At 69.5% G+C, this 12866-nt stretch carries 11 protein-coding genes and 1 pseudogene; all 12 read right to left on the reverse strand.

Annotation, left to right across the window (positions count from 1 at the left end):
• The 12 genes and pseudogenes from OG251_RS35100 to OG251_RS35155 all read right to left on the reverse strand — a co-directional run bounded on the left by OG251_RS35100 (position 1) and on the right by OG251_RS35155 (position 12848).
• Positions 1-336, reverse strand: a complete 336-nt coding sequence (locus OG251_RS35100) for a helix-turn-helix domain-containing protein (protein WP_326680880.1) — start codon at positions 334-336, stop codon at positions 1-3.
• Positions 333-1448: a tyrosine-type recombinase/integrase gene (locus OG251_RS35105; protein ID WP_326680881.1), complete on the reverse strand. Its 1116-nt coding sequence runs from the start codon at positions 1446-1448 to the stop codon at positions 333-335. The genes OG251_RS35100 and OG251_RS35105 overlap by 4 nt, the downstream gene beginning before the upstream one ends.
• A gap of 169 nt (positions 1449-1617) precedes the next feature.
• Positions 1618-2034 carry a hypothetical protein gene (locus tag OG251_RS35110; protein WP_326680882.1) on the reverse strand — a complete coding sequence of 139 codons (417 nt, stop codon included), beginning with the start codon at positions 2032-2034 and terminating at the stop codon, positions 1618-1620.
• 128 nt (positions 2035-2162) lie between these two features.
• Entirely contained in the window at positions 2163-2579 is a 417-nt protein-coding gene (locus OG251_RS35115; RefSeq protein WP_326680883.1) for a hypothetical protein, read from the reverse strand.
• Positions 2580-3919: 1340 nt separating this feature from the next.
• On the reverse strand, positions 3920-4228 hold the full coding sequence (locus tag OG251_RS35120) for a hypothetical protein (protein ID WP_326680884.1): 309 nt from the start codon (positions 4226-4228) through the stop codon (positions 3920-3922).
• Between the two features lie 115 nt (positions 4229-4343).
• The gene (locus tag OG251_RS35125; RefSeq protein ID WP_326680885.1) at positions 4344-5624 is read right to left on the reverse strand and encodes a pentapeptide repeat-containing protein; all 1281 of its coding nucleotides are present in this window, start codon (positions 5622-5624) and stop codon (positions 4344-4346) included.
• A gap of 365 nt (positions 5625-5989) precedes the next feature.
• On the reverse strand, positions 5990-6151 hold the full coding sequence (locus OG251_RS35130; RefSeq protein ID WP_326680886.1) for a hypothetical protein: 162 nt from the start codon (positions 6149-6151) through the stop codon (positions 5990-5992).
• Between the two features lie 69 nt (positions 6152-6220).
• Positions 6221-6565, reverse strand: coding sequence for a hypothetical protein (locus OG251_RS35135; RefSeq protein ID WP_326680887.1), 345 nt, complete (start codon positions 6563-6565; stop codon positions 6221-6223).
• Positions 6566-6918: 353 nt separating this feature from the next.
• On the reverse strand, positions 6919-7518 hold the full coding sequence (locus OG251_RS35140; RefSeq protein ID WP_326680888.1) for a hypothetical protein: 600 nt from the start codon (positions 7516-7518) through the stop codon (positions 6919-6921).
• Between the two features lie 869 nt (positions 7519-8387).
• Positions 8388-8735 carry a DinB/UmuC family translesion DNA polymerase gene (locus OG251_RS35145; RefSeq protein ID WP_326681526.1) on the reverse strand — a complete coding sequence of 116 codons (348 nt, stop codon included), beginning with the start codon at positions 8733-8735 and terminating at the stop codon, positions 8388-8390.
• A gap of 220 nt (positions 8736-8955) precedes the next feature.
• Positions 8956-9405, reverse strand: a pseudogene (locus OG251_RS35150) (hypothetical protein); the annotation flags it as partial.
• On the reverse strand, positions 9402-12848 hold the full coding sequence (locus tag OG251_RS35155) for a DNA polymerase III subunit alpha (RefSeq protein WP_326680889.1): 3447 nt from the start codon (positions 12846-12848) through the stop codon (positions 9402-9404). The pseudogene OG251_RS35150 and the gene OG251_RS35155, both read right to left, overlap by 4 nt.
• Positions 12849-12866 lie beyond the last annotated feature (18 nt).

The following is a 12866-nucleotide window of genomic DNA, read 5'->3' on the forward strand; positions in this document are numbered from 1 at the left end:
TCACCGATCGCCCGGGCGCAGGACTCGAACACGGCGGGCAGGCGGAGCCTTCGCCGTACCCGCGTTCTCGCCGGTCGCCGTCGGCTTCGCGACCTGGACACGGGTCTCGGCTACCTCGATCAGGTCCGCCGGGGTGACGCCGAGGATGCCGCAGAGGGCGGCGAGGGTGTCCATCGAGAGGCGTTGCGGAGGTTGGGTGACCAGCCGGAACACCTGCTCTCGCGAGAGGTGGACCCCGTACTCGGCCAGCAGCGGGACCAGGTCGGTGGTCTGGTACATGTCCCGCTCCGCCATCAGCCGGCGCAGATTCCACGTGAAGCCCATCCGCTTCATCACCGCGGCAACACCCCTCCAGCAGCAGGCTCCAGACGCCGCTGGAGCGCGGACTCGATCAGCCGGTTGCGGAACTCGTCCGACACCCACGTGTACAGGGCGGTCGTCGCCGCGTAGGAGTGCCCGACCTGCTCCTGCACGAACCGCTCCGGATACCCGAACTCGATCAGGTGCGTGATGTAGGTGTGCCGCAGGCAGTGCAGGTCCAGCTCCGCGGACAGACCAGCGTGCTCCCGCAGGACCGCGAAGATCTCGTCGAGCCGGCGTCCGCCGAGGCGGCCCCGCCGCTCCGACACCCACAGGGCCGGATGACGCCCCGGGGAGAACCCGCCCCGGACCTCCTCGACCCACTCCAGGACGACCGGGACGATCCAGTCGAGCTCGGGCACCGTCAGCACGGTCCGCCGCTTCGGCGGACTACCCCGCGACGCCTTCCCATACCGGACTTCGAGGGCTCCAAGCCGCCCATACTGGGGCGCGCGGGGGTTGTGCCGCAGATCCGGCAGGTCGAGCATCGACGTCTCCCGGCGCCGGGTACCGTACGCGTAGACCTGCTTGACCAGCACCGAGTCCCGCCAAGCGGCCAGCACCCCCTTCCGGCCCCGCTTGCGGACCTGCTCCACCCGGTCGTCCGCTGCGTCGAAAAGCGTCTGCAGCTCGTCGTAGGTGAACGCGCGCCGGCCCGGGCGCCCCTCGTAGGCGGCGACGTGCTGGGCGGTGTTCCAGTCGTGGCACACCTGGACCGGGAACCGGCCGAACTCCTCCAGGCAGCCCGCCGCCCACCCGTACCGCGGATCGGTGACGAACGCGCAGAACAGCTCCAGGGAGCCCTGCTGCCCCCGCACCGTCGACCAGGCGAGTTCACCGCGGGAGAGCCGGACCGAGAAGTACGCCTCGACGTCCTCGGGCGTCCAGTCCCACGGATACGTGCCCGTGAACTGGGCGAACCGGCGCACCAGGCTCAACCGGTCCACGATCGTCTTCCTCGCCAGCAGCCTGCTCCGCTGCTGGTCCTGCCACCCCCGCAGCATCGCGTCGAACATGGCGGGCTCCGGGTCCAGAGCGCGGACGTTGCCCGCGCGGACCAGCCGGATCGCACCCGGCACATCTGCCACACCCACCCCACACCTCCGACGGTTGCACCGAATGCAACATCGTGGCGTCAGATACACCGCCCCAGGTCCAGAACCCCACAGCGTCACCTGGACGAGCGACACCCCCGCTCCCGGCCGCCGCCGCAGGACCCGCGGACGGCGCGGAATGATGCAGCCACCCCAACTCCGCCTACTTGGAGTCGTACACCTCGGCGAGCGGGACGAAGTGGTCGACGTCGAGACGGGCGGCGTCGGTGATGAGCACACCGTCGTAGGCGCTGCGCCAGGACCCGCCCGTCAGCTTGCACCCCGGAGCGGCCTCCGGGGCGACGACAGCCTCGGAGAGGATGACCTCCTTACGGGTGTCACACCCGTCGGAGAGCAGGCCGCGGTTCCAGTGCTTGTACAGATCCCGCTTGTAGCCCTCCCGGTGCTCCTCCGCTACCGGGATCCGGTCGATCGCATCGAACAACGGCAACGCCGTCCGCGCAGAAGGGACCACGGGCGCGGCCTGCGGCGTGCTGGTGGCGTGAGCGGCCGGGGCGGTGGCGAGCAGAGGAAGAGCCAGAGCGAGCGCGGCCCAACCACGCATCCATTTCCTGATCATGAAACGGGTTGTAGCGGTGCAACGGGTCCGCCCGCACGCAACCACGGATCAACTCACCCGCACGAGGCGCAGAGTTCACCCCCGAGCGCATGACCGGCTGTCGGGCGGGCGGTGCCGGGCTGCCTGGGTCAGGGGACGAGGCGGGCGATCAGAGCGAGGAGTACGAGTGCTCCGAGCACGATCGCGGTGATCTGCCAGGTTCGCTTCTGCGAGGGAAGCACCAGCACGTGCGGCCCCGTGGAGGCGGGGAAGACGAAGTAGACCCTGTGCGGGTGCTCCGTCACGACGACTCGTGCGAGCCGGATGTACCGGGCTGTTGCGTGACGTGCGATTTCCTGGTCGTGCGGGAGGAGCAGCGTCTTCAGGGTCGGGCCGAACGCTTTGGTGAGGTGGTCGCGCAGGGGGTCGTTGTCGGTGAGGTCCGTCGGGGTCCAGGTGCCGCGTTCGCGTACTTGTTGGCGTGCGAGGTAGGGCACGCCGTATGCGGGAAGTTTGACCTCGCCGGTGCTGGGCGTTCTGGTGATGACGCCTTCTGTCCAGGTCACGGTCCTGCCCGTGCCCGCGCAGCGCCGGTGCTGCACGGTGCCGTCGCCGTCGCAGTCGGGGCAGGAGCGGGATCCTGTGGCCTGGCAGGCGGTGCACTGGATCCGGCCGCGGCCGCGGCATGCGGCGCATGCGGCGTCGAGGGCGCCGCACTGCCCGCACGGGACGCGCTCGTCTGTGTCCTGCGCGGAGGGGCCGGCCGGTTTGGGGGTGGGGATGCCGGTGCCGTCGCAGCGGAGGCAGCTGTCGAGGCTGCGGCATGCGCCGCAGGGGCGGTACTGCTCGCAGGGGATGTCACCTGCGCCTTTGCAGCGTTGGCAGGCAACGTTCCCGTTGCCGCAGTCACAGGACCGGGCATCGACCGACCCCCGTTGTACCAGTCTCATGGTGGTCGGCTTGGACGGATCCCGGGGCGGCGGGACCCGGCGCCGGCCGATCGTCGTGTCGTACACCGGACGGTCCGAGAGGTCGAGAGGACCAGCGTGGAAGCGCTCCGTCTCCGTGCGGGATTCGACGCACCGTACGATCCTTCCCTCCAGGAGGGGATGCCACGTGATCGCCGCGGCACCCGGCGTGCCCGACAGGGATTCCCCTCGCTTCGCGATCTCGTCCTGCACGGCCTTGAGGACTTCCTCGTCGCTCAGCACCCGTCTCCCCCACGTCCTCATCCGGTCGGCTGACAGTCCACAGCCCGCATGCGCACAGGACAGTACCCAACCACCCACCGCGACCACGGCAGTTCACACGGAAGAGACACCAGGGAGGTGTTCACGGGTCTACTCGTCCCGCCGGGCAAACCCCACCGCACATCCGCTCCCACATCCGCACGGGTGCGCACCCGTCAGGCGTTACGGGCGCTGGCGACGACCGGGGCTTCGCCGTTCTGGGCCTGCTGCGCCCGTTCCGCCATCATTTTCCTGAAGGCCGCGTTGTGGAGGTCGTAGATGGTGAGGAAGTCGTCGCCGCCGCCGTCGAGCTGTGCGAATCCGTCTGCGGCGTCCTGGGTCGTGGTGCTCCGCTTCAGGTGCTGTGCGGACGGGTCTGAGGACGCGTCAGTGTGTGGACTCCGGATATGTGAGCGGTGGCCAGTGCAGGCCGGGAAGGGGAAGCGGATCGGCTTCAGGCACCCTGGTCACTCCCGGGGGTGAAATGGCGGGGCGTAATCCTGATTGGACGGGATCGGATCGGCTCACCGATGCGACCCTTTCGTTCGTCTCGCCTCGATCGGCCGGAGGGAGCTAAGACGGCCGCTTTCGCCCCCGATGGCCAATCAAGGGTCCCGGCAGCGACAACGCCCCGTTGGCCGTGAGGCAGACGGGGCGCGGCGGGGCGGTGTTCGGAGTTAGTCGGCAATCAGCTCGTCCAGCTCGTCCTTGGTCGCTGCGCCGTGTTCGATCATGGCCCCGCACAGCAGTCCGAACAGACGACGAGGGTCACCCTTGTAGCCGCGGCGGCGTGCCGTCGAGCCGATCGTGCTGAAGAGCACACTCCGTTCCTCGCTGCCCGGCCCGAAATTGCGCAGGAAGTCGGCCATGGCGTAGCTGAGGAACCCCTGTATGTCACGCCGGGCGATCTTCTTGCTGGCATCCATCGCCGCGGTGGCCAGGGCGAAGCCGAGGACGTGAGCCCGGTCGATGTTGCTGCTGCTCATTACTGCTGCCTCTCGTTGGGTGGGTAGTGGCCAGCTCAGGACGCCAGGCTGAGCCATGACCGCATATTGCAGTGAATGTTCGACCTGATGGGACCGATTAAGCCCCCCCGCAGTCTTATGGAATTGGGGGTAGCCAAGCGGAAGGCAGGTTGACCTCTGCAGGAGCAGGGGTGCCGACGGCAGACAGAAGCTGATGAGGAGCCGGACCGGACGCGTAGTCGAAGTTCACGGTGCTGCCGGAGAACATCGCGCCGCCGAAGTCCACCCTGCCGCCGGAGAACATCGCGTGGCCGAAGTCCACGGTGCCGCCGGAGAACGTCGCGCCGCGGAAGGCCACCCTGCTGCCGGAGAACGTCGCACCGCCGAAGTCCACGGTGCCGCCGGAGAACATCGCGCCGCGGACCCTGCCGCCGGTGTACGCCGTGGGACCGAAGTCCACCCTGCCGCCGGAGAACGTCACGTCGATGAAGTCCACCCTGCCGCCGGAGAACGTCACGTCGCAGAAGTTCACCCTGCCGCCGGAGAACGTCACGTGGAGGAAGTCCACCCTGCTGCCGGAGAACGTCGCGCCGCCGAAGTCCACGGTGCCGCCGGAGAACATCGCGCCGCCGAAGTACACACTGCCGCCGGAGAACGTCGCGCCGCCGAAGTCCACGGTGCCGCCGGAGAACATCGCGCCGCCGAAGTTCAAGTCCACGCCGCTGTCGATGACGACTCTGGTGAGATCAAGGTTGTAGCCCTGCCACGAGCGCTGAGTGCCTTTGGGGATGCAGTAGCGATCTCCGATGAGCCGCAAGATCGTGTGCCGAACCTCGCGCAGTGCGCGGTACCGGTCTCTTTTGTCCTGATGGGCATCGCGCCGTTCCTCGGAGGGCGAGGTCCCATCAGGCAAGGGGCCGGGCAGGTCGCCGGGATCGGGAGAGAAGGGCAGGCGGAGGTAGGCGCACAGGACGTCGATGCAGGTCTGGCGCAGGTTGTCGTCAGGGGCGTCGTCGGCAAGTCCGGCCAGGGCGTGGACGCCGCCGAGCCGGACGGCTGGGGAGTCCGAGCCGAGCTTGTCGACGGCCTGGGAGAAGCGTTCGGTATGGAGCCGGGTGGCCTCTCGGTGGGCGCCGGCTTCGTCGACGCGCTGGCGGCGGTACGCGACGACTAGGGCGACGAGCGCGCCAGCCCCGGCGACCACACCAAAGGAGAGCTTGACCAAGTCGAAGAGCGTCTTCGCGTCGAGCTTCGCGGTGGTGCCAATCTCCTTGAAGTCCAGCAGGACGACCAGTCCGTAGAAGACTCCGCCCGCGACCAAGACCGCAGCGACGAAGGTCAGAACCAGGGCGCGGCCGACCTTCCACAGCCGCAGCTCGCGTTCATTCAGTGATCGTGAACTTCGCCTGGACGTCATGACGATGAAGACAGGGCGCCAAGGTCAACGGTTGCAGTCGGCAGAGGACAACCACAGGCCTTGGCCAGTACGACCGGTTAAGCCCCCCAGGGTCCTATGGAGCTGGCAGTAGCCAAGCGGAAGGCAGGGTGACCTCCGCAGGAGGAGGTGTGCCGACGGCAGCAAGAAGCCCCGGAGGAGCCGGACTGGCCGTGTTGCGGAAGTCCACGCTGCCGCCGGAGAACTCCGCGCGGTCGAAGCTCACCTCTGGGTTAGCGCAGTGCGGCTTGAGCCCTCCTCGACTGGAGTGCCGCACCTCGCTGAGACCGTCCCCGCCGAAGAGACAGTCCCCGTCAACGCACCCATGGGGTCCGGATGCACCTCTCTCACCGCGTTCCCGAAGGAGCACGGCACGCCAGGAGCGCGGCGATGCCGCGTACCGACGTGATGGTCGCGCCGTCACGCTCCCGGGTCCTGACCTTGGCGTTGATGACCGTGCCGGCTTCGGGTCCGTCGGTGATGGTGTAGCTGGCGGTCAGATCGATCATGGCGGCGTCTGCTTCCTGGTGCGCATGGCACCGGTGGTCGGGTGGGAGGTGCGTTGGGCGTTGGCGGCGTCAGTACCGGTCGCATCCGGTCGCCTTCATCGCCTCTACGTAGTCGCGGCGGGCGCTCCGGGCGTCCACGAGGGTGCTGTCCGGAGCGCTGTTGCGGACCATGTACGCGCCGCTGAGGTAGTGCCTGACCCGCTGGGACGCCTCGGCCAGGGGCACCCCGACCGTGGAGGCGTAGCGGGGGGCGAGGACGGCCACCGCGTCGCCGAGGGTGCCGTCGAATCCCGGGATGTAGTGGCCGCTGGGGTCCCGGATGTAGGTGTTGTCGTCGGGGTCGGGCGAGATGAGGGGGTGGGGTTCGCGGAGGAGCACGTCCGTGGTGGCGACTACGTGCTCGTCGTCGCTCACCGTTCTGACGGGGTCGACCCGGTAGGTGGGGGTGCGGCCGGTCCTCGCGTATTCCTCCAGTAGCCCGTGGTCGGGGAGGATCCTGCTCTTGATGGAACATCAAGAGGGGGATAGATGATTCATTCGTGCGAGCAGGTCGCTGGTCTCGAAGGGCGGGACCAGCTCGAAGTGCAGAGATAGTCACTTCTCTCAGAGGCGGAGGCAGGCCGCGCCTGGCGGTCTATCAGCGTGGCCCGGCCGCCACCGCAGCTCGATCCTCGCGCCTCGCACGGGCCACCGCACCCTGAGTCCCAGCCGTGGAGCAGCGAGATCGGTGTGAGCCGCAGGCTAACGAGAGAGCTCAGAAGGCCGTCTCAGGCCGTGCCCTTCCGTTCCTCCTCCAGCTCCTTGAGGGCATCGTCCAAGGTGACGTCGCCCTTGCTCCGCTCCACAAATGCCAGGCCCGCCTTGTACACCTCGCGATGTTCCGCGACTACTCGCCGCAGGGGCATCGGCCGGCTCCGAATCTCCCGACCGTTAGTCAGCGTCACACGCAGCTGGAACGCCATCAGGGCGGTGTACCACCTCTGCGGGTATGGACCTCGGCTGATCAAGTCGGCCAGAACCCACCTGACCCCGCCATGAGCGGGTATCACTTTTTGATCTTCGCCCTCAAGGAAGGTGAAATCGAAGAACTGTGCGATCACCGGCATTTCCAGCAGTCGCCTGAACGCATACCTCATGGCGACGCCGACCGGCCAAAAGGACGGCATCCACCCGATCATTTGGACCTTCTCGACCTGTACATCCGCCGCAGATCGATTGATGGCGTGGACATGGAAGGACGTGCACCACCGGCTCTTGTCTTCCGCCAGGTATGCCTCGCGGATGTTGTGGGGACGCCGACGCACCCGAAGCTTCAGGCGGGGCGCATTCCTGCGATAAGTGGCCCAGGACGCGACCATGTTGGCCATGGTCCCAACAGCGCTACACACGGCGACAAGGAGGGCGACTGCTGCAAGCGACATGACAACAAGATGCCCAGCCCTCGACACCTACGACCCAAATTTGAGGAACATCAGCGGTAGGAAACGTTCGCCGGTAAATGCACCGGTTTCATGTCACCCAATAGGCCACAACCACTGGCCGCGCTCCACCTCGCGAACCGGCCTACCGCGGCTTGGTTCAGAGAAGTGACCAGGCCGAAGCTGATGGCTCCGGTCCACAGGGGGCGCGGCATCGCTTCCGCCAGGCCCCCCCTGGCGGCTGGGCCGGGAAGCGGGCCGGAAGCGCCGGAAGGGGGAACCGGCCCCTTGGGGGGCCTGGCGCGTCGGGCCGCTGCCCGTAGTACTGATCCTCACGCCGCACCCGGTTCCTCGCATCCGGGCCGGTGGGGGCTGGCTTCTCGCGTCCGGCGGCCTCCGACCGGGTGAGGGTGTCTCGCCCGGGCTTTCCGCCGGCAGACGTGATGGCCTACTTCCGTGCCCGCGCTGCCTCCAGGTCCGCCCGGCACGAGGGACAGAGCGGGTTCCCGCCGACTCCGTATCTTTGTGTGGGCTGACGGCACGAGGCGCAGGGACCGGTCTGAATGCTCATGGCCTCCAGGGTACGAACCCAGGGGCGGGAGGCAGGGATGCCGCCCCTGCGGTTCGTGTCCGCGTAGGTCCAGGTCGGCGTGGTGTCGGTCGTCCGGGGCGGTGCGGGCGGCCCGAGCCCGTGCGGTGGGCCGGGTCTGGGCTCGGGGTGGGGCGGATGGGTGTGCGGTGCAGGTGCTGCCGGGTCTCTTCGTGGGGTGGTCGGGGGTCACCGGCTCGGTGTCGGTCACCTGGTCGGCCTGCTGGTGCTATCCGGCTCTCGGGAAGGCGGAGGCTGCTCCGGCGGTGCCGGGGCCGTAGCGGGCACGAGCCCGGTCGAGGGCATTTTCGAGGCGTCGGAGTTTCTCGTCGCGGTCGTCGAGGGTGAGCTGGTGCACGGCGTGCTCGGCGGGGCAAAGGCGCTCTGCGCGCAGAGCCAGTGTGCGGACGCGGGCGCGCTGGAGGCCGAGGGCGGTGAGGAGTTCGCGGCCGGTGGTGGCGAGGGCGGGGGTGTGGGCAGTGGGTTCGGTAAGGGTGCGGCTGCGGGTGGTCTGGGTGCGGTCGGCGTAGGTGACGGTGAGTGTGAGGGCCTGGGTGATCTCGCCGGTGGTTCGCAGCCGGGCGCCGAGTTCTTCGGCGAGGCCGAGGACGGTGCGGTGGTGGGTGGTCGGGGTCGAGTTCGTCGTGGTCGAAGCGGTGGTGGGCGCTGCGGGTCTTGGGGGCGGCGGATGGGACGACGGGGCGTTCGTCGATACTGCGGGCGAGGTCGTGGGCTTGGCGGGCGGCGCCGGTGCCGAGGATTCGCTGGAGTGTGGCGGGCGGGGTGTCGGCGATGGCGCCGACGGTGGTGATGCCGTAGCGGGCGAGCGTGCGGGCGGTCCTGGGGCCGATGCCGGGCAGGGCCGCGGCCGGTTTCGGGCGCAGGAATGCGGCGATCTCGTACGGGTCGTCCCCGACCACCGTGGCGGCGCCGGGCGGGGTGGAGGCTGCGGCCATGGCCGAGATCCCGCGTGTGGGACCGGCGCCGGCCGAGCTCTGGACACCGTGGAGCGCCAGCAGTCGGAGGCGGAGCAGGTCGACGATGCCTTCGACGTCGCGGTTCCAGAATCTCAGGGCTCCGGTGAGGTCGGCGTAGGCGGACCAGTCGGCGGGCAGGGGCTCGATGCGGGGGCTGATGCCTTCAAGGACTGTGAGGAACTGTCCGTACAGGCTGTCGGTCCGCTCTGCGGGATGAAAGTGGATCCGCAGGATCGCGCGTGGCCGCGGCGGCGTGGTGTTCGTGGTCATCCGGCGCTCCCCGGGCTCTTGTGGCCGAGGCGGGTGAGGTCGGCCGAGCGGGTGCCGGCGGGCTGGAGATCGCTCCACGGGTGGAGTCGGGCGCCTGCGGTGCCGTCCGGGATTGTCCTGACGGTGTGGGGCTGGGCGGGTGTGGATGCCGGGGCCTGGTCCAGGAGGTCGAGGACGGCCTGGGGTCCGTGGGTGGCGCGGGCGGTGGCCAGTGCGTCGAGGTCCCACGCCATTTCGCCGACGACGGTGCGTCGTGGGCCCCGGGCTTCGACGGTTCCGCGGACGAGGAGCAGGCCGTGGTGGAAGATCGTGTGTGCGCATTCCTCGTGGGTGTTCTCGAAGAAGGCGAGGTCGACGAGGCCGGAGCCGTCTTCGAGGGTGACGAAGATGATCCGTTTTCCTGACGCGATGGGCGGGGTCTGGGTGGAGGCGCGGACGCCGGCCACGAGGACGCGTTGTCCGGGGTGCATCGTGCGCAGGTGTGCGGCGTCGGTGGCGCCGATCTCGCGCAGGAGCCAGTGGTGGTCCTCCATCAGGTGTCTGGAGACGTCGATCTTGAGGACGCCGAGCTCGGCGTCCAGTTGTTCGCGGGCGGTCGTCTCCCGTAGTCCGGACGGGCCTGCGGCGTGGAGTGGGGTGTCGAGCGGGAGCTGTCCGGTGGTGGGGCGGGTGCGGGCCTGGTGGTGGATCTCGGTCGCCTGGAGCAGGAGGTCGCGTCGCGTGGTGTTCCCCTTCAGCCGGTCGAGGGCGCCGATGCGGATGAGGCGTTCGAGGGTCGGCAGTTTGGGGTGGGCGCGGGCGTAGAGGTCCTGCAGTGAGGTGTAGGGGCGGCCGTGGGCGATCCGTGTGACCTCCTGGTCGGAGATGCCGTGCACCGAGGCGAGGGAGATCCGTACGCCCCCGCCGGATTCGGTCTGTTCGACCGTGTACTGGGGCTTGGAGAGGTTGATGTCGACGGGCAGGACAGGCACGTCGTGGCGTCGGGCGTCGGCGACGATCACCCGGGCCGGCCACATACCTGGGTCGTGCTCCAGCAGTCCGGCGTAGAGGGCGGCGGGGTGGTGTGCCTTGAGCCACGCGGACTGCAGTGCGGGAACGGCGAAGGCCACGGCGTGGGCGCGGCAGAATCCGTACGCTCCGAACGAGGCGACGGTGTCCCAGACGTCGTCGAGGACCTCAGGGCTGTAGCCGCGGGCCCCGGCCAGTCGCCGGAACCACGTCTCGACGTGTGCCAGGCGCTGTTCGTTGCTGAGTGCGCGGCGGGCTACCTCGGCCAGCGCGCGGTCGCAGCCGGTCATGACCGCGAGAATGTCGATAATTTGTTCGTGCCAGATGGTCACCCCGTACGTGTCGCGCAGGACCGGCTCCAGGTCGGGATGCGGGTAGACGGGTGCGGCGCCGTGGCGGGCGGCGATGAAGAGGGCGGGCATGCCGCCCTGGACCGGGCCCGGCCGGAACAGGCTGATGTCCGCGATCACGTCCTGCGGGCCGCGGGGCTGGAGCCTGCCGACAAGATCCTGCTGCCCAGGTGACTCCAGCTGGAACATGCCGACCGTGTCCGAGTTCTGGATCAGCGCGAAGGCGAACCGGTCGTCGAGGGGGACGTGGTCGGGATTGTCGAGGTCGATGGCCTTGCCGGTCGTGCGGCGGATCTCCGTGACGGCGTGGGCCATGGCGGACTGCATCCGCACGCCCAGGACGTCGAGCTTGAGGAGGCCCAGGTCCTCGACATCCTCCTTGTCGGCCTGGAGCATGGGGTACTCGCCGCCGGGTGTGGGCTGCACCGGCAGCCGGTCCAGGAGGCTCGCGTTGGAGAGGATCACCCCGCAGGGGTGCATGGCGATTCCGCGCGGCAGCGCGTCCAGGCCTTCGGCGAGCTCCCACAGCGGCCCGAACTTCTCCGCCTCAGCAGCGAGTTGCCGGAGCTCGGGGAGTTCGGTGAGGGCCGAGCGGATGTCGCAGGCGCGGATGTGCGGGAAGGATTTCGCGATCCGGTCCACGGTGGCCGGTTCCAGGCCGAGCGCGAGGCCGGTGTCCCTGAGGGCGTGGCGGGCGCGGTAGGTCTCGGGCATGCCGGTGACCGCGACCCGTTCCCGGCCGAAGCGGGTGATGATCCGGTCGTAGACCTCCAGGCGGCGCGCGGATTCGACGTCGATGTCGATGTCCGGCAGCGATGCCCGCCGCTCGGACAGGAACCGTTCGAAGAGCAGCCGGTGCTCCAGCGGGTTCGCCGTGGCGACGAACAGGCTGTGGTTGACCATGGATCCGGCGCCGGAGCCGCGCGCCGCGACCCGGATGCCCATGTCCCGCACGTCGGCGACGACCTGGGCGACTGCGAGGAAGTAGGGCTCGTAGTGCAGGCGGCCGATGATGCCGAGTTCGTAGTCGAGCTGGTCCATCGCGCGCTGGTCCCGGTCGAGGCCGCGGGCGGTCATGCCTGTCTCGCACCTCTGCCGCAGGAGCCGCATTCCTCCTTCCGGCCCCGGTCCGGCGCCGACCACGGAGGGCTCGGGGAAATGCGGTACTCCCAGCCCCAGGTCCTGTACGGGGTCGATCCTGCACGCGTCGGCGACGGCGACGGTGTCGGCGATCAGCTGCCCGGCCCGGCGCCATCCGGCCCCGGCGGCGGCCGCCACCCGCTCGGCGATCGCGGTCATCGCCGGCCCGTCCTTGAGCCAGCGCTCACCGCAGTCCAGGCGGCGCCGGTCGATGGGCCGCAGCAGGCGGGCCGAGTCCAGGACGTCCGCGATCCGGTGCTGGGCGGGGTCGGCATAGCGGACGGCGTTGGTCACGACCGCGGGGATGGCGAGGCGGTCGGCGAGCGCGAGGGTGTGCGCGGCCAGGCGTACGGAGCCCGGGCCGGTGCCGGACAGGCCCCAGCACACGATCTCCAGGCGCAGCCCGTCCCCGGCGGTCTGCCGCCACGGGGCGAGGAGCCGCTCGGCCACGTCCGGGCGGCCGGCGGCGAGAGCGCGCAGGGGCTCGGAGGCGGGGCCGAGCAGCACCGTCAGCCCCTCGTCCGCATATCGGGCGAGGGCTTCCCACGATGCCATCGGCGGTGTGCCCGTGGGGAAGGCGTCGGCGTGTGCGGTGGACACCATCCGGCACAGCCGCCCCCATCCGCCTGCGTTCCGGGCCAGGAACGTCGCGCGGAACGGCGCCTCGGCGACATGCTCGCCGCCGCGCACCGGGGTCCGGCGGCGCACCGTGGCGGGCGGGGCGTGGGCGGCGACACCCAGATCGACCCCGAACAGCGGCTTCACACCCGCGGCCGCGGCCGCCTTCGCGAAACGCACCGTGCCGGTGACCATGTCGCGGTCGGTCAGGGCAAGCGCCCCGATCCCGCGCTCGGCGGCCCGGGTGATCAGGTCGAGCGGGTGCGAGGCACCGTAGCGGGCCGAAAACCCACTACTGACATGCAAGTGAGGAACTCCTCCACGCATGACACCCTCCGCCTGAAT

The organism is Streptomyces sp. NBC_01237, assembly GCF_035917275.1.
In the GTDB taxonomy this organism is placed as follows: domain Bacteria; phylum Actinomycetota; class Actinomycetes; order Streptomycetales; family Streptomycetaceae; genus Streptomyces.

What these genes read in the sequence shown, in the direction of transcription:
- OG251_RS35130 (WP_326680886.1), bottom strand. Translation starts at nt 6,151, where the DNA reads ATGATCGATCTGACCGCCAGCTACACCATCACCGACGGACCCGAAGCC.
- OG251_RS35125 (WP_326680885.1), bottom strand. Translation starts at nt 5,624, where the DNA reads ATGACGTCCAGGCGAAGTTCACGATCACTGAATGAACGCGAGCTGCGG.
- OG251_RS35110 (WP_326680882.1), bottom strand. Translation starts at nt 2,034, where the DNA reads ATGATCAGGAAATGGATGCGTGGTTGGGCCGCGCTCGCTCTGGCTCTT.
- OG251_RS35120 (WP_326680884.1), bottom strand. Translation starts at nt 4,228, where the DNA reads ATGAGCAGCAGCAACATCGACCGGGCTCACGTCCTCGGCTTCGCCCTG.
- OG251_RS35140 (WP_326680888.1), bottom strand. Translation starts at nt 7,518, where the DNA reads ATGGCCAACATGGTCGCGTCCTGGGCCACTTATCGCAGGAATGCGCCC.
- OG251_RS35155 (WP_326680889.1), bottom strand. Translation starts at nt 12,848, where the DNA reads ATGCGTGGAGGAGTTCCTCACTTGCATGTCAGTAGTGGGTTTTCGGCC.